We start from the raw sequence: 15,696 nt of genomic DNA, 5'->3' as shown, positions 1-15,696 counted from the left end.
CCGCCAGTGTTACGGGAGACGGAGAAGCCACTTTCCGGAGTACCGGTGTCAGGACTTGGAGCTGGGTCGACCAGGGATGTGGCTAAGAATGGACTTGGTGAAGCCACCATCGACGCAGATGTCTTGCCCCGTGACGTACCCCGATAGCGGGCTAACGAGAAATTCGATCACGTTCGCAATGTCCGTGGGATCTCCAATTCTTGCCAACGGGATGATATTTTCCCTTGCCTTCTTGATTTCGGGATCGGCATACATTTTTTCGGTCATCCGTGTGTGGGTCATGCCCGGTGAGACCACATTGACGCGAATTCCTTCGGGTGCCCATTCCAGCGCGAGTGTTTGGGCCAGCATCGTCAACGCGGCTTTGCTGGGGCTGTAAGCGCCTGATCCAGCGTGCGGTACCTGACCAGACATGGAAGAGGTGAAGCAGGCGGATCCGCGGCTCTGACTCAAATGCGGGTGGCTTGCTTTTGCAAGAAGCCACGGGCCGCGAAGGTTGACGGCGAACATCTCGTCCCAGTCTTCAAGGGACACGTCACAGATGGCGCCGGGGTTTGCGATCCCCGCGTTTGCTACGAGTGCGTCCAACCCGCCAAATTCGGCTACCGCGGCTTCTACCAATTTACCTGGCACCTCTGGGTCGCCAAGGTTGCCCGCCAATGCGATAGCGGTACCGCCCATTGACTGGATTGAACGAACGACTTGTTCCTGGTTGCCGTTCGAATCGTGTCCTGCCACTGCGATCATCGGGTGTACGCCACGAGCCAGAGCCCCCTCTGCGATTCTCAGGCAGGTCGCTGCTCCTATACCGCTACTTCCGCCACTAACCAAAGCTCTCATCGCACATACTCCTTTATCAGCGGTTCACATGCCAAAAATTGCTGCTGCAAAATCTCATTAGAATCATGACCGTCCAAGTTCCTTGACGTTGGTGATGATCGATTCGCAATGTGAACTATTTACAAATTGTCCTGCAGATCTTCGCTACCGCGGCGCGTCACCGGACATCGGGCTAGTTTGCCAGTTCCCAGCCCTGATCTTTGAGGTCCTGCATTGCCTTCTTGAATTCCTGGACGGGGTTCTCTTCGCGAATGATCTCAAGAACAACGTTGTTGACTCCACACGTTTCTCTGACAGCCTTGCCCAGGCCGCTCCAGTCGATCACTCCCGTGCCGATCGGATCGTGACCCCAGGTTTCCGTGCCCGTATCAGAAATATGTACCAACCCAATTGATCCGTAGTGGGAGAGCAGGCTTTCTACGGGATCCTCTCCGATATATGCAGCGTTGGCGACGTCGTACACGACCTTGACTGAGTCGTCGTTGATCATGTTTACGACCCCTGCCAGGTCCTGGATGGTGGGGGTGAAGCAATAGGGCGTGTTTTCGAAAAGCAGTCGCGTGCCAGCCTCTTTGGCCAACGGGATGAGTTGCTCCAGGCTCTCGTACATCCACCCGTAAGTCTTCTCGAGTGACGGTGAGATCATGGGGCGCCTTGTGCCGGGGGAGATTACAACTTCGGGGACATCCCAGGCTTCGGCCAGGTCGATCACTGACTTGATGTGCTCGATACTTTTGCGGCGCATGCTGGCGCCAGGGCTGGCCAGGTTGATGTCATACCCGCCGGCGTTCAGTGACCTGATTGTGGCGCCATATCCATCAAGTCTTCCGCGGATTGCCGCACGTTCCGGACTGGATATTTCCTCCGGCCAGCAATGTGGAGAGCTAACCGGTACCTCGAAAGCTTTATACCCGTTGTCGACCAATTCGGCTATTGCATCAATTGCCGAAGATGACCACAGGTAGGAGAACGTATTAATAATCATTTGGTTCATGTAGAAACATCCTCTTAGTTCTGCGCCTATGAAAAACTTGTTTCACTCATACGGCAGTGGCTCTTTCGATCATGCGCACGGGATCGCACCCATCGCGAGTCGGGCGGCTCCACGAGGCGCGGGGCCGTCACGACCCTTGTTCCCGGTCGAGCCGCTGCTGCTCCCCAGGGAGACAGCGTGCCTAGCGGGAACGCTTCACCCCGCCGGTGGCCGGCGAGGTGCTCGTGAGCAGGTGTTCGCCTTCGAGTACTTCAGGGTCAGCAAGCGCCACGGTGGCGCGGTCGCCGCGGTTGCCCGTCTCCGGGAGAGTGAAGTAGACGATGAGGCTGAGGGCGACAATGGCGATCATGTAGACCGCGACGAGCATGGGCTGTCCGGTTCCGACGAACGCTGCGGCGATCAGCGGGGCGGTGCCACCGAAGACAGCGATTACGATTTGGTGTGCGAGGCCGATGCCCGATACACGGACTGAGGCGGGGAACAGTTCGGCCTGGATGGTTGGGTAGACCGACTGCCAGATGCCGAGAACCACCCACCCTGATGCCGAGACCAGAACATATACCCCGAAGCCGGGCTGGTTCAGCAACAGGAGCATGGGGTAGAAGAGAACGATCATGCCAATGGCGCCGACGATGGGGAAGATCTTGCGTCGGCCGAGGCGGTCGGAAAGGTATCCGCAGACCGGCACGATGATCACTAGCAATGCCAGTCCGATAACGCTTCCGGCGAGTGTGGAGGACAGGTCCCGGCCGGTGGTGAGCTTGGCGTAGGTGGGAAGGAAGGTCGCCCAGGTGTAGTAGGCCACGGCCGGGGCGGACAGCGCAGCTGCCTGCAGCAGCGCCTTGGGGTGTTCGCGTACCAGGTCCACCAGGCGGGCCCCAGCGGATTTTTGGTCGACCAGTGACTCTGCTTCAAATTCAGGGGTTTCCTGTGCACGGGCCCTCAAGATGAGGCCGACGATACCGAGGATGCCTCCAATGACAAACGGGATGCGCCAACCAAAAGCGGCAAGGTCAGCTGGAGCAAAGGATGCTGTCACCATTGCCGCGGCCCCCGTCGCCGCGAGCGTTGCGAGACCGCTCGCCATATTGGTGAACGAACCGAACAGGCCCCTCCGGTTCGCGGGAGCGTGTTCGACCATGAACGCGATGGCACTCTGACCCTCACTGCCGGCCGAGATGCCCTGGATGATGCGTGCAACAAGGAAGAGAACAGGCGCTGCATAGCCGATGGCCGCAAAGGAAGGTGTGAGGCCGATGATGAGCGAGCCGAGCGCCATCCCGGAGACGGACAGTGTCAGGATGAGCCTTCGGCCGAAACGGTCGGCCAGTGGGGAGATGATGATGCCGCTGAGCGGCCGGACAACAAACCCCACCGCGTAGGTGAGCAGAGCTGCGACAAGGGAGGCAAAGGGGTCATCGCCCGGAAATATCTGGGATGAGAACACCGCGGCCAGGAGCCCGTAAATGTACCAGTCATACCACTCGACAAAGTGGCCAATCGTGCCCGCCACGACGTTGCGGTAGCCACGACCGGGGGCCTTGAGATCGGTAGGGCCCGAGCTGCCGTGGACTGCTTGTGAGGTCTTCATTGAACTCTCCATATTTTTACGTGTACTGAGGAGGGTATTGGAATATTCCCGGCCACCTGAAACCGTATGCGGTTCTCTCCCGGCTGCCACCCGGTTCAACGGGCCAACCGCCGGCCAAAGCCAAAAGCCGAGCCGCAAACGCCTATGCGCTGCTGCCTTCAAGCGGGAAGGAAAGCAATCCAGCCCCTCCACATTTGTTCAGTGAGATCGGTTGCTGAGATCGGTTGCAAGTAACGATACGGACCTCATGTGATCCTTGTCAATGTCTTGTGAGGTCCTGACGCGAACTTCGAGGAAAGGCCGTTGCTTCGGAGCAGATACACGGGTCAGGGCTATGGCTTCTCCGTACCCCCGGTTGGCCATCGTGCGCAAACCGGTGCCGCCTGACCGAGACCCGGTTCGTCTTATTCGGCCGGAAGGGGTGCCTCATTGTTGAAGTCTTGGAAGTGCACTCCGGACCAGGAGCACTCCAGGCTGCCGTAGACGGACCAGTAGTCATCCCAGTGGGCAAGTTTCCACTGGTCCCGTTCCAGTCCGCGCCGGATGAGGCGCGTACGCAGGATGTCTTGAGGTACCCGGACACGTATCACGGTGATCGCGGGGGACGGCCATTGGAAGTCTTTCGCCGCACGGGTCAAATAGTCTGGTTGTCGGAAATAGGCTCCGAAGGGAGCATCAAGGACCACGGATCGGCCGAGGCGCAGGTTTATCCCCGCGACATCCATGAGAGTTTCGTACTCGAGGGGCAGCAAATGGTCGCGATAGTAGTCGTTGGACTCGCGATCGGTGGGATCGTGCCCGGTAGCGGTTAGCGCGAACTCGACGAAGCGGCCACTGACCCGGTCCTTGTCCAGGTAGGCAGCCTCATGCTGTTGTGCTGTCTGCTGGGCGATGGTGGTCTTTCCCGATCCGGCAGGGCCGATAACAATGAAGACTTGAGGGGACATTAAAGGCGGGCCTTTGCTACTGCGGTGAGGAACGCCCGGGCTGCCTCCGTGACACGGGAGAAGTCGCCGTCGGGTTGCCATGCCTTGGTCACGTAGCTGCCTACGCCGACGCCGGCCACGCCCGCCGCGAACCAGTCGCCGACGTTTTCAAGGGTGACGCCGCCTGCCGGCATAATCGGCAGGTGTGCCAGCGGCGCCAGTACGGACTTTGCATACGGGATGCCGCCGGCTTCGGTGGGGAAGAGCTTGAGAATGTCAGCGCCGGCTTCGGCGGACTCAACGAGCTCGGTTGGCGTGTAGGCCCCGCTGACGGTGGGCACCTGGTACCGGTTCGCTGTCCGGATCATCGCGGGGTTCAACTGAGGGCTGACCAGGAACTGGGCACCGGCCCGGATGCACTCGTACGCCGCGTGCTCGTCCAGTACTGTTCCGGCACCGATCGCCACGCCGCTGGGTCCATGCTTGGCGGCGAGATGACGGATCACATCCACGGCGCCGGGAATGGAAAGCGTAATTTCGAGGGCGCGGAAACCTCCGGCGATGGCAGCTTCGGCAACACGCTCGGCAACCTCGGCGTTCTCCAGTCGCACAATGAGGACTGCCCCGGACTCGTCGATGGTTTGCAGGGTGCGAAGTTTCTTATACATGCTGACCTCTCTCTGACCGGGTTTGCCCTAACTTTTTGACCAGCCCGGCCCCTATGGGTGTTAGTTCCATTGACAAACTCTCCCACCATCCATACTGTTATTGCAACCGATCTCAGCAACCGATCTCATACAAGGGGGTATTGCGGTTGACCAACGTACGCACGATTATTCTGGGTGCTTCGCATTGGCATGTTCCGCTCTGCGCGCAGGCGATTGCCGAAGAGCACGACGTTATCGGAGTCGGTGACGATGATGTTTCCCTCGTGCAGGTGCGGCAGCTGGCCAAAGTCTGGGGCGCACCGCTTGAAGCTGACTGGCAGAAGCTGGTCGATCTCCCCAACGTCGGACTCGCCTATGTCTTTGGTCCCCATGACGGTATGGCCGAAAAGTGTCTTGCCCTGATCGAGCGCGGCATTCCGTTCGTCGTCGAAAAGCCATTGGGCACTTCCCTCAATGAGCTCTCTGCCGTGCGTCAGGCCGCCGAGGCAGCTGGCGTGCCTGTAACTGTACCCCTGGTCCAGCGCGGCGGACCCACCGAAAAATGGCTTGCCAAGGCGGGCCGGCCCACTTACCAGCGAACCTCATTTGTCGCTGGTCCACCATCCCGGTATCTCGAAAACGGCAATGCCTGGATGCTGGACCCGGTCAAGGCGGGCGGCGGCTGCCTTGCCAACCTTGCACCGCATTTTGTCGATCTGTTCCTCCGGGGCTGCGATGAGTCGGCAGCACATGTGGACTCCCGGCTCTCATCGGTTCTTCACCACCAGTCCGTTGAGGATCATGCAAGCCTCATCATCACGACACCGGAAGGACGCGAAGCCATTGTGGAGGTCGGCTACGCATTCCCTGGCTCTCCACTGAAGCGCTACTGCAGCTTTACCTCGGTCGGTGAGGCAGGATTCGCCTCCGTTGATTCGGACGGCACAGCCACTTTCACGGCACTGGACGGCACCACGGAGGTCGACAAGATCAATGTGGACAGCGACCCTCTCTACGATCCGTTCGTGCGGAGCGTCGCCCGGACGCTGGAAGATGGTTTCCGGGGCCTGACTACGCTGGCCCAGCTCGAAAATGTCATGCGCCCCATTTGGCAGGCCTATGACGACCAGCACGGAGGAAAAGAACATGCCTGACTTGAGTATCGACGTCGTTGCAAAAGCTGCCGGTGTCCACCGCTCTACGGTTTCCCGGGCGTTCTCACGCCCAGAGGCTGTGAAGAGTGAAACACGCGAGCACATCCTCCGGGTCGCCGAGGGACTCGGCTACACGATGAGTCCGCTCGCCCAGGCGCTTCGGACTAAGAGCAGCACGTTCATCCCGCTGATCGTTCCTGACATTACTAACCCGTTCTTTGCCGAACTTGCCAAGACGATGACGCAGGCGGCGGATGAGCGCGGCTACCAGCTGCTGCTTTGCGTCACCAACGGGGACCCGGCCAAAACCGACGGCTACTTCACCGCCATGCAGGCCATGTATGCCCCCTTCGGAATTGTCGCGCCCTCCACAAAGGTCGATACGGAGGCCCTGAAACGCTTCGACTTCGGCCACAAGGTGGTGGTGATAGACCGGGTGGAAGGTGACGATGCGGTCCCAACCGTCACCGTCGACAGCCGCCGCGGAATCATGCTCGCATTGGAGCACCTGCACGGCCTCGGGCACACTTCGATCGGCTACGTTTCCGGCATCGCCGGAACGCACACCGCCCAGGACCGGATGGACGCGTACCTGGAGCTGTCCGCCGAGAGCGGCAGCGCACCTGTCGTGCTGGACAGCGGGTCGGATCTGGATGCGGGCACGCGCGGCGCCGAACATTTCCTCGAAATGGACAATCCGCCGACCGCCATCATCGCCGCAAACGACATGGTGGCCTTTGCAGTAATCTCCGCCCTCGGCCAACGCGGCGTACGCGTACCCGAGGACGTGTCGGTCATCGGGTTCGACGGTCTCGCTCTCGGCGCCCGGTTCAACCCTCCTCTGACCACGGTTCGCCAGCCCATCGCCGACATGGGACATATCGCCATTGAACTGGCTGAAAAGCAGAACGCGGACGGCTCCGTGGACCATATCGTCCTCGAACCTCAGCTCCTGGTTCGCGGCTCCACCTCGGGACCGCGCAAATGACCGCGCAGACTAACGGCGCCCCAAGAGGAACACTGCGGCGGCTGCCGGGACTCCAGCACACGGACCACGTCGGCCTGACGGTGCCCAATCTTGAGGACGGGATCCGGTTCTTCGTCGAAGTCCTCGGAGCTGAAGAGCTGTACCGCTCCGAACGCGGGCCCGACGAAGAATTCATGCCCACAAATTTTGAAGTCCCGGCGGATGCCAAGCTCACACTTGCGATGCTGCGCCTGCCACCGAACCTGAACATCGAGCTTTTCGAGTGGAGCAGCGCTGAGCGGCGTGAGACGCCGCCGAGGCACTGCGACGCCGGCGGGCACCACCTGTGCTTCGTCGTGGACGACGTGGATGAAGCGATCGCGGTGCTGCAGGAAACACCTGGGGTACGCGTGCTTGGTGAGCGCAAGGAAGTCGCTGGCGACAGCCCGCGCGTAGCCGGCAACCGCTGGACCTACTTCGTCACCCCGTGGGGATTGCTGATGGAAATCGTGGATCGGTCCCGCGTCGCAGCCCCGCCCCGGCTGGTCGGTCCTGCGGACTGGACAGCAGCTCCAAACACTTCAGAAAGGACATAAACAATGCGGCTAGCCGGCCATACCCTAGGCACCCCGGACCACACGGTTCCCCAAGCACTTGATCTCTTCCGAGCCGCTGGGCTCGACGCCGCCGAGGTCATCTACCAGAATGACTACAAATCAGGATTGCCGTTAGGTGACCGTAGCGCCGCGATGGAGGCACTGAGAGCAGCCGAAAGCGCAGGCATACCCATTGTGGGTCTGACGCCTTACACCACCGCCATCAACTCACTGGATAGCCTCGAATGGCGCGCAGCAGTCGATGAATTCCGCGGCGCCATAGAGACCGCACACCTGCTCGGTGCTGACCGGGTCCGCGTCTACGCCGGATCCTGGCATCACGGGGACAACGACCACCCAGCGCATTGGGCAAAACTGCGTGAAGCACTGGAAACTCTCGCGCCTGTTGCAGAACAGGCCGGGGTTCGCCTTTGCGTGGAAAACCACTTCGGCACCATGACCCAGACCGCAGCGGATACCGCTGCCCTCGTCCGGGAAATAGACCACCCTGCCGTCCGCGTTCTTTACGACCAGGCGAACCTGACATTCACGCACGATGAAAAGTATGAACAAGCCCTCGCTGTCCAAGGCGACCTGATCGGCCACGTCCACGTGAAGGACCTCGTCTTCACGGATCCCAACGCGGCCTTCCGCGCCACGGAAACGGCTCGGGTCAACGCGTCCGAGCGGGCTGTCCGGTCCCGCGTCGTCGGAAGCGGCGTCGTTCCCTGGCCCCAAATCCTCGCCGGGTTGCTGACGCACGGCTACGACGACGTGCTGAGCATCGAGCTCGAGTACCGCTGGCACCCGCAAGACCTCCCTGCACCCGAAACCGGATTCCGGGAATCCGCCGCCGTCCTGCGCTCAATGCTCTCTGGCCTGGCTGAAGTGAGGAACGCCTGATGAACACCACCCGTCTCCGCGTCGGAGTTGTCGGTGCAGGCAACATCGCCACTATCGCCCAATTACCCACGCTCGTCCAACGCGATGACGTTGAGCTGGCAGCCCTGGTGTCCCGGCGTGAGGATCCAAGCAGCCTGGTCCGGCGCTGGGGGTTCAACACCGCCTACAAAACGGTGGAGGACATGCTGGATGCACAGGAGCTCGATGCAGTCTTCGTCCTCACACCCCGCTCCGAGCACGCCCACGCCGTCCAGCTGTGCCTGAACCGTGACGTCGACGTCTTCTGCGAAAAACCCCTGGCCCCGGCAACCGATGAAGCAGAACGCCTGGCAGATCTCGCCGACGAGCGGGGCCGGATCCTGATGGTGGACTTCAACCGCCGCTACGCGCCCGTCTATACCGCCGGTCGGGAAGTCTTCGGCGCCAAAGGCGCCACCTTCTGCGTCGCCCAGAAAAACCGCCCGGGATCGGAATACCGTGCGACATTCGAGAACGCCATTCACATGGTCGATCTCCTCCGCTGGTACTGCGGCGGCGAACCAGTAGACGTCGCCGCCCACGCCGCCGGTGACGACCCTTGGGAAGAAGACGGTGTTGCAGCAACCATCCGCTTCAGCACCGGGAATACGGGCGTGCTGATGGCAGCCCGTACAGCAGGAGCATGGAACGAAAAACTCGACGCCTACGGCGACGGAAAGACCGTCGAAGTCAGGGCACCTGAAACGGTCTCGACCACGGTCAAGGGCGTCACCACATCACGGGAACTCAGCGCCGAGGCCTATGGCTGGGCTACTGCGACAGACACTCTGGGGTTTTCGGCCGCCGTTCATCATTTCCTAGACCGGGTTGCTGACAGGACGCAGCCACTGACTTCAGGCCGGGAAGCAGTCCACACTCAACGCTTGCTCGACCGGATTCTCGCTGCGTCCGGTTTGCCCACAGCAGAGCAAGCCGGCCGGGAATGGGCCAGCCATGCAGTAAACGGAAGCTAACAACCAACCGGGCCCGCCCTTCTCCACGGCACTCGCAACCGTTGAGCACGTGGAACGTGGCTCGAACAATCCTGCCGAAAATAAGGAGGTGCAGACATAGCTCTACTTCGCCTCCGTCAGGGCAAACCACAAGCCGGGGGAGCGGGGGGACAACCGTTACGCGGCCGGATCACCGCGCTTGCCGGCATCCTGCTAGTCGCGTTCAGCGCCAGAGAAGCCGTTTCGGCGGTGTCCCCACTCCTTGACCCGATCAGGGGGGATCTTCCCCTCGATCCGGTAACGACAGGGATCCTTGGAATGCTTCCGACCGCGGGCTTCGCAGTAATGGGTTTCCTGGCTCTGCCGCTCCTCCGGCGAATCCACCTGGAACCCCTGCTCCTGGTTTCGATCCTGCTGACCACACTTGGTCAGGTCGGCCGCGCACTGGGATGGAACATCCCGGCATTTTTGGTGTTCACCTGGGTCGCCATGCTCGGGATCGGGCTGGTCAATGTCGTGATTCCGCCTTTGCTGGTGAAGTACTTCCCCGACAAAATCGGGGTCCTCGCAGCACTCCACGTAACGCTCCTGGGCGTCAGCACGGCTGTGGCGGCCCAAGCGGCCATACCCTTGGCACATCTTTATGGCTGGCGGTTCTCCATCGGCATCTGGGCGGTCTTCAGCGCAGTCGCTGCGATACCTTGGCTGATGGTTCTCGCTGGCAAGCGGACTGTGACCCGCTCCAGGACATCACCTGCCAACGATGAGCCGACTGCCCCTACTAGTGCGATCAAACCCTGGAGATCATCGATTGGCTGGGGTGTCGCACTAGTCTTCGCCGGTTGCTCAAGCAATACTTTCGCTGCGCTCACTTGGCTTCCCGCTGTTCTTATCGACAGAGGAATGGATCAGGAAACCGCGGGGTCCATGCTGGCGCTCTATTCAATCCTCGCTCTGCCAGTCGCCTTGGTTGTGCCCCTGGTAGTGGTGAGAACACCTCGCCCGCTACCCGTCGCAATCCTGTTTGTCGTCGCATTCGCCATCGGCTACGGGGGCATGATCTTTGCTCCACTGTCCTCTGCAGTGGTCTGGGTCGCCATTGCCGGACTTGGCCAAGGCGTGTACTCCTTCGCGTTCACGATGATCAATAAGCGAACGCGAACACAATCCGGTTCGGGGGTCCTCTCCGGGTTCGCCCAAGGAGTCGGCTACACCCTGGCAAGCGTTGGCCCGTTCCTTTTTGGTCTGCTGCATCATCCGGGGGACGGCTGGCTGCCCTCGTTCGGCATGCTCGGAGCCTGGCTCCTGGTGCTTTTGGCGGGAGCCATGATGGTCAACAAGCCACGTTTTCTCGAGGATGCCTTCCCAGTGGTACAGCCAGGCACTAAAGAAACTGCGGCAGAGCCCGACTGCGCCGGATCACACAGCCAAAATGTTCTTCGCCGAAAGCGGAGATCACCAGGCCCGTAAACACGAACCGAAATAGACCCCTCACAGGCCATTCCTGCAACCGACCTTTAATTGCAACCGATCCCTAAGGAGAAATGTGATGATCAACTGGTTCCTCCCTGGCCCGACCTTTGGCGGCACTACATGCTGACCGCGGCGGGACCTGCTCCTCGCGTCGCTGTCGTAGGAGCTGCCGGCTGGGCCGGATCACGGCACGCGCGGGCATTTGCCGCGGCAGGTGCCAAAGTCGCCGTCCTGGTGGAGAAGGACGAGCGTGGCGTCGCCCTCGCGCAGAAGTTCGGCGCACAATTGATGCCCACTACGGCGGAACTCAACCCCGAACATTTGGACCTGGTTGTAGTGGCTTTGCCCACCACGGTGCAACCGGACATATGCGCAGATCTGCTGAACCGGGGATTCCGGGTGTTGACTGAAAAGCCGGTGGCCGCAGATGCCGAAGGTGCTGCCGTCCTGGCCGCCGCTTCCGGGGTGAACGAGAGACTTATGGTCGGGTATACGCTCCACCAGCATCCCGCCGCCGCACAGGTCACTCAATGGATCAGGGGCAAGAACGTGATCGCCGTTTCTGTCCGTTCGGTCGCCCACAAACAGAACGTCAATTCATGGCGGGCTGATCCGAAAGAGGGCGGCGTCGCTGTCGTGAATGGCATTCACGCCATCGAATTGGTTTCATCATGGTTTGACGGCGACCCGAAAGTACTTGCCACCAGCGCCAGCAGCAGCCTGTATGGGTCGCCGGTACCGGAGCACGTCGTGTCCACCCTCGAGTTTCCTGAGGGCGTCGTTTTCACCCTGCAGAGCTACTGGTCTCCTTGGCAGGAACCTCAAGGTCTCAATCAGGGCGACTGGAGCCTCACCATCGATGTCCTGGCAAGTGAAGGCCGGATGTCATGGACCAACGATTCCCTTCGTGTGTGGGAGCGTGACGGCGGCCATTACGAAAAGACCTTCGAGCCCTCCGACCTCTTCCTGCGCCAAGCAGAGGCAGCGCTGAAGTTCTGCGCCGGTGGAACCCCTCCAGTCACGTTCGCCCAGGCACTCCGCGCCACGCAAATCGCCGATGCAGTTCTGGCAGCGGCAACACCCAGCGCCGAAACCACGCTCCCCGTAGCATCACCGCAAACCTGAACAACAAGCCACCGTCGATTGAAACAGCCTTAACGAAGGAATCAGCCATGAAACCAGCAACCCACGTTCCCACCGCGGGAGAACCGCGCGGCGTCCAGAGCGGAGAGAACCGATGAGCCTCAAAGACCAGGTGGTTCTAGTAACCGGATCAAGCGGAGGAATAGGCGATGCTGCTGTCAGCGCCTTTACGGCTGCCGGCGCCACTGTCATCGGCGCTGACCGTTCCGCTAAAGACGACCAAACCTTGGACGCCTTCTACCCCCTCGACATCACCTCCGAACAACAGTGCGCAACGGTTGTGCAGGACATCGCGGCGCAATACGGCCGCGTCGATGTCCTGGTCCATGCAGCAGGAGTGCTCGGCACCACCCCTGACATCATGGAGACAACCACAGAAGAATTTGATTCCATTCTGAGGATCAATGCCTCTGCAACGTTCTCGATGGTACGAGAGACAGCAAAGTCAATGCTCGGGACCGGCACGGCCGGTTCAATCGTGGTCTTATCCTCAGTTGCGGCCAAGGAAGCACGCCTGAACTACCTGCCCTACAACGCGAGCAAACTCGCAGTCCTGCACATCATGTGGTCCTTCGCAGAACTGCTTGGACCTCAAGGCATCTCCGTCAACGCCATCGCCCCGGGGCCAGTGAACACACCTATGTGGGCGCAGTTTGCCAAAGATTCAGGCCCGGATGCGGCTGCCAACCGGGCGAAGAGGGCAGCGCAACTGCCCATGCGCCGGTTCGCCGAACCCGACGAAGTCGCCCGCGCCATCCTGTTCCTGACAGACCCCGACAACCGCTACATCACAGGAGTGTCTCTGGATGTGGCCGGCGGAGCGCACCTGGGAATAGGAACTTAAACCCTGTACCGGGCCTCGCAATCATCGTAGGGCCCCGTGGCGCACCTTTTGCCGAGTGGAACCACGCGTGCCCTATGCCAGGCAAACCAGCACGGACCCCGCAAAGCTGTGTCTGAACCACCCGCGGATTTCAAGTCCAAAACTACGAGGAGAAGATCTCATGTCTGTTCTTTTGATCCCCTTCAAGCCTTCGGGAATGTTGAGGCGGGAGAAATGAAAACTGCAATTCGACATCATCACACTGCCCTGCACGTTACGGACATGGAGCGCAGCGCGCGGTTCTATGTGGAAGGGCTTGGCCTTACCCGCGTGAAAGCGTGGACGTCGGGGCCATACGTCGGCGAACTTTACGGCCGTCCCAACGTCAAGGTTAGAGCTCTAATGCTCTCAACGGGTGACGGGACCTTCAACTTGGAGCTGGTCCAGGTTGAGGATCCGCCACCGGCCGTGAATCCTTCAGAGGCGCAGCCGGGGACTGCCCATCTTGCCTTCACCGATATTGACCTGCGCCAGGTTTACGCCAGAATGACAGCGCTCGGCTACAGGGCTTTGTCCGAACCGGTCGCACCCACGTCGGGCCCGGTTTCAGGAGGCCTCCTGATCTACCTGCTCGATCCAGACGGAAACCGTGTGGAGCTAATTCAGCCGCCGGACTGGCAGTCAAGCGACAACTCCTGAGTTATCCGCATCCGGTAGAAATGACTTGTGACACGGGCTGAGGGCCTGTCAGGGTTTAGAGATTGCAGATCCGGAGAGCTGGTTTAAACCGGCACGCCACATGACCGCTTGGAGGCGGTCATGTGGCGTGCTTTCTGTTTGGGCTCGGGGAAGAATTATCCCTTTACACCGCCGGACGTCATCCCGGCTACAAACCAGCGCTGGAACGCCAGGAAGATTGAGAGAACGGGGATGAAGGCAACGACGATGAATGCAGCAAAGAGTCCCCAAAAGCTACCGAAGCCAGTGGTTATGTAACGCACGATGCCGTTCTGGACGGTCTTCATGTCTTCTGTGGTAGCCAGTACGGTTCCTACAAGAAAGTCGTTCCAAACGAATACGAAGATGAAGATTGCTACAGCAGCGATGCCGGGGCGGATGAGCGGCAGAATGATGCGCCATACGATCTGCAGCCGCGAGCAGCCATCGATGGCGGCCGCTTCCTCAATCTCAACAGGAATGTTCTCGATGAAGTTGCGCAGGAACAGGATGGTCTGTCCACAGATGATGGCCGTGTAGACGACGATCAGCAGCGGGTAGGTGTTGATCAAGGCGGTCTTGACGAACATGGAGTACAGGGCGATGAAGACCACGATCGCGGGAACCATCGAAAGCACCAGTATGCCGGTCATCAGGGTTTCCATGCGCCGGCTTCGGTACCTGGTGGCAACGTATGCCGCAGGAATGGAAATCGCCAACGCGAGGACGATGGAGCCCACAGCGTAGATGAGGGAGTTGATGAAGAACCGGCTGTTCGTTGAGGTCAGCAGGCCAACATAGCCCTCGAATGAAAGCGGGTCAGGGATCCACCGTGGCGGGAACTCGATGGTATCCGATGCGGTTTTCAGCGAGGTGGAGACGATCCAGGCAACAGGCGGTAGAACGACTGCGGCTGAGAGGATGACGTATGCCCAGGCCGGAACCGCCCGAAGGACCGCGCCGGACCGGCCTTGGCGACGCGAGGTTGTGGTGCTCACAGGCTTTCCTTCCGTCGGAAGCGAATCGCGACAAGGGTGAGGACAATGTTTACGGCAAAAAGGAGGATTGCGGTTGCTGACGCCCCGGAAAGATCGAACTTGTCGAACATCTGGTTGTATACCCGCATTGACAGCGTCTCGGTCGAACCGATGGGACCGCCTCGTGTGGTCACCAGGATGATGGTGACCATCTGTACATAGAGCATGAGTAGAACGATCACTACGGAGACGATCGTGTTGCGCAGGTGAGGCAATGTGACGTTGAGAAACGCGTGCCGAATGCCACCGCCGTCCACCTTGAGGCTTTCGTACAATTCTCCAGGGATGGTCTGAAGGGCGCCGAGAAAAAGAAGCATTGCTTGCGGGTAGGACCACCAAGCCGTCATCAGTGTCACGGCGACGAGCGCACTGTTTGGGGACGAGAAGACATCAGTAGGACCGAACCCGAGGGATTTGGTGATAGCCGAAGCCGGACCGTAGTTGGGATTCAAAAACCAGAGCCAGATCGTTCCTGCTGTTGCCTGGGACAGAAGCCATGGCAAGAGGAAGAGGCTACGGACAGAGCGCTTGAATCGGTGCAGGTTATTCAACACAATCGCAGACAAAAGTCCCGCGGGCAATGCGATGACCAGTGCCCCGAGCGAGAATACCAGCGTTGTCCAGATGCGGGCGGGCAGCTCCGAGTCCGCGAACAACTCGGCAAAGGAGTTCAGACCAGAGAACTTGCCGATCTGGTAATACGAAGTCTCGTGGAGCGCGGTCCATGCCGTGTAAATGAGCGGTCCAACAAAAACAAAGAGAAACACGGCAGTGACGGGGACGACGTACAACCAGACCATGCGGTCCTTACGAGCACGGCGGAACGCCTGGACTCCTGCAGGTGGATTAGCCGTCTGAGATGAAGTGCGGGTGCGACTGTTTGTTGACATTATCTCTCCCTTCCGGAGGGAGCC

General features: G+C 60.1%; 16 protein-coding genes. 9 read left to right on the top strand and 7 right to left on the bottom strand.

All coding sequences use genetic code 11. The annotated features are described in order from the left end of the window. Positions 1–48: 48 nt before the first annotated feature. The 5 genes from GK109_RS09895 to GK109_RS09875 all read right to left on the bottom strand — a co-directional run bounded on the left by GK109_RS09895 (position 49) and on the right by GK109_RS09875 (position 5,019). A complete protein-coding gene (locus GK109_RS09895; protein ID WP_157240128.1) occupies positions 49–840 on the bottom strand; it encodes an SDR family NAD(P)-dependent oxidoreductase in 792 nt (263 codons plus the stop codon). A 172-nt stretch (positions 841–1,012) separates the two neighbouring features. Continuing rightward, entirely contained in the window at positions 1,013–1,834 is an 822-nt protein-coding gene (locus tag GK109_RS09890; protein ID WP_197432443.1) for a sugar phosphate isomerase/epimerase, read from the bottom strand. A gap of 181 nt (positions 1,835–2,015) precedes the next feature. Then, positions 2,016–3,425: an MFS transporter gene (locus GK109_RS09885; RefSeq protein WP_157240127.1), complete on the bottom strand. Its 1,410-nt coding sequence runs from the start codon at positions 3,423–3,425 to the stop codon at positions 2,016–2,018. Between the two features lie 404 nt (positions 3,426–3,829). Next, entirely contained in the window at positions 3,830–4,372 is a 543-nt protein-coding gene (locus tag GK109_RS09880; RefSeq protein WP_157240125.1) for an AAA family ATPase, read from the bottom strand. Continuing rightward, positions 4,372–5,019 carry a bifunctional 4-hydroxy-2-oxoglutarate aldolase/2-dehydro-3-deoxy-phosphogluconate aldolase gene (locus GK109_RS09875; RefSeq protein WP_157240123.1) on the bottom strand — a complete coding sequence of 216 codons (648 nt, stop codon included), beginning with the start codon at positions 5,017–5,019 and terminating at the stop codon, positions 4,372–4,374. Before GK109_RS09875 ends, GK109_RS09880 begins: the two co-directional genes overlap by 1 nt. A gap of 146 nt (positions 5,020–5,165) precedes the next feature. Between GK109_RS09875 and GK109_RS09870 the strand changes: the two genes are divergently transcribed. From GK109_RS09870 to GK109_RS09830, 9 genes are all read left to right on the top strand, one after another. Then, positions 5,166–6,152 carry a Gfo/Idh/MocA family protein gene (locus GK109_RS09870; RefSeq protein ID WP_157240121.1) on the top strand — a complete coding sequence of 329 codons (987 nt, stop codon included), beginning with the start codon at positions 5,166–5,168 and terminating at the stop codon, positions 6,150–6,152. After that, positions 6,145–7,140, top strand: coding sequence for a LacI family DNA-binding transcriptional regulator (locus GK109_RS09865; RefSeq protein ID WP_157242818.1), 996 nt, complete (start codon positions 6,145–6,147; stop codon positions 7,138–7,140). The genes GK109_RS09870 and GK109_RS09865 overlap by 8 nt, the downstream gene beginning before the upstream one ends. After that, positions 7,137–7,715, top strand: coding sequence for a VOC family protein (locus tag GK109_RS09860; protein ID WP_157240119.1), 579 nt, complete (start codon positions 7,137–7,139; stop codon positions 7,713–7,715). Before GK109_RS09865 ends, GK109_RS09860 begins: the two co-directional genes overlap by 4 nt. Before the next feature lie 3 nt (positions 7,716–7,718). Further along, complete coding sequence (locus GK109_RS09855) at positions 7,719–8,618, top strand: sugar phosphate isomerase/epimerase (protein ID WP_157240117.1); 900 nt, start codon at positions 7,719–7,721, stop codon at positions 8,616–8,618. Beyond that, positions 8,618–9,610, top strand: coding sequence for a Gfo/Idh/MocA family protein (locus GK109_RS09850; RefSeq protein WP_157240115.1), 993 nt, complete (start codon positions 8,618–8,620; stop codon positions 9,608–9,610). The genes GK109_RS09855 and GK109_RS09850 overlap by 1 nt, the downstream gene beginning before the upstream one ends. 96 nt (positions 9,611–9,706) lie before the next feature. Further along, positions 9,707–11,059 (top strand): CynX/NimT family MFS transporter, encoded by a 1,353-nt coding sequence (locus GK109_RS09845; protein WP_370460777.1) that lies wholly within the window; start codon positions 9,707–9,709, stop codon positions 11,057–11,059. 123 nt (positions 11,060–11,182) lie between these two features. After that, positions 11,183–12,187 (top strand): Gfo/Idh/MocA family protein, encoded by a 1,005-nt coding sequence (locus GK109_RS09840; protein ID WP_231754837.1) that lies wholly within the window; start codon positions 11,183–11,185, stop codon positions 12,185–12,187. Between the two features lie 112 nt (positions 12,188–12,299). Next, entirely contained in the window at positions 12,300–13,049 is a 750-nt protein-coding gene (locus GK109_RS09835) for an SDR family NAD(P)-dependent oxidoreductase (RefSeq protein WP_157240111.1), read from the top strand. Positions 13,050–13,262: 213 nt separating this feature from the next. After that, positions 13,263–13,727: a VOC family protein gene (locus GK109_RS09830; protein WP_157240109.1), complete on the top strand. Its 465-nt coding sequence runs from the start codon at positions 13,263–13,265 to the stop codon at positions 13,725–13,727. A 155-nt stretch (positions 13,728–13,882) separates the two neighbouring features. Here GK109_RS09830 and GK109_RS22070 read toward each other — a convergent pair whose 3' ends face one another. Beyond that, positions 13,883–14,743 (bottom strand): carbohydrate ABC transporter permease, encoded by an 861-nt coding sequence (locus GK109_RS22070; RefSeq protein ID WP_157240107.1) that lies wholly within the window; start codon positions 14,741–14,743, stop codon positions 13,883–13,885. Continuing rightward, positions 14,740–15,672 (bottom strand): carbohydrate ABC transporter permease, encoded by a 933-nt coding sequence (locus tag GK109_RS09820; protein WP_231754836.1) that lies wholly within the window; start codon positions 15,670–15,672, stop codon positions 14,740–14,742. The genes GK109_RS22070 and GK109_RS09820 overlap by 4 nt, the downstream gene beginning before the upstream one ends. Between the last annotated feature and the right edge of the window lie 24 nt (positions 15,673–15,696).

The organism is Pseudarthrobacter sp. GA104 (assembly GCF_009741265.1).
In the GTDB taxonomy this organism is placed as follows: Bacteria; Actinomycetota; Actinomycetes; order Actinomycetales; family Micrococcaceae; genus Arthrobacter.
The sequence above is the reverse complement of the archived record's forward strand: the minus strand, read 5'-3'. Positions and strand labels throughout refer to the sequence as shown.

What these genes read in the sequence shown, in the direction of transcription:
- GK109_RS09850 (WP_157240115.1), top strand. Translation starts at nt 8,618, where the DNA reads ATGAACACCACCCGTCTCCGCGTCGGAGTTGTCGGTGCAGGCAACATC.
- GK109_RS09860 (WP_157240119.1), top strand. Translation starts at nt 7,137, where the DNA reads ATGACCGCGCAGACTAACGGCGCCCCAAGAGGAACACTGCGGCGGCTG.
- GK109_RS09895 (WP_157240128.1), bottom strand. Translation starts at nt 840, where the DNA reads ATGAGAGCTTTGGTTAGTGGCGGAAGTAGCGGTATAGGAGCAGCGACC.
- GK109_RS09820 (WP_231754836.1), bottom strand. Translation starts at nt 15,672, where the DNA reads ATGTCAACAAACAGTCGCACCCGCACTTCATCTCAGACGGCTAATCCA.
- GK109_RS09890 (WP_197432443.1), bottom strand. Translation starts at nt 1,834, where the DNA reads ATGAACCAAATGATTATTAATACGTTCTCCTACCTGTGGTCATCTTCG.
- GK109_RS09865 (WP_157242818.1), top strand. Translation starts at nt 6,145, where the DNA reads ATGCCTGACTTGAGTATCGACGTCGTTGCAAAAGCTGCCGGTGTCCAC.
- GK109_RS09830 (WP_157240109.1), top strand. Translation starts at nt 13,263, where the DNA reads ATGAAAACTGCAATTCGACATCATCACACTGCCCTGCACGTTACGGAC.
- GK109_RS09840 (WP_231754837.1), top strand. Translation starts at nt 11,183, where the DNA reads ATGCTGACCGCGGCGGGACCTGCTCCTCGCGTCGCTGTCGTAGGAGCT.
- GK109_RS09875 (WP_157240123.1), bottom strand. Translation starts at nt 5,019, where the DNA reads ATGTATAAGAAACTTCGCACCCTGCAAACCATCGACGAGTCCGGGGCA.
- GK109_RS09855 (WP_157240117.1), top strand. Translation starts at nt 7,719, where the DNA reads ATGCGGCTAGCCGGCCATACCCTAGGCACCCCGGACCACACGGTTCCC.
- GK109_RS09880 (WP_157240125.1), bottom strand. Translation starts at nt 4,372, where the DNA reads ATGTCCCCTCAAGTCTTCATTGTTATCGGCCCTGCCGGATCGGGAAAG.
- GK109_RS09885 (WP_157240127.1), bottom strand. Translation starts at nt 3,425, where the DNA reads ATGAAGACCTCACAAGCAGTCCACGGCAGCTCGGGCCCTACCGATCTC.
- GK109_RS09835 (WP_157240111.1), top strand. Translation starts at nt 12,300, where the DNA reads ATGAGCCTCAAAGACCAGGTGGTTCTAGTAACCGGATCAAGCGGAGGA.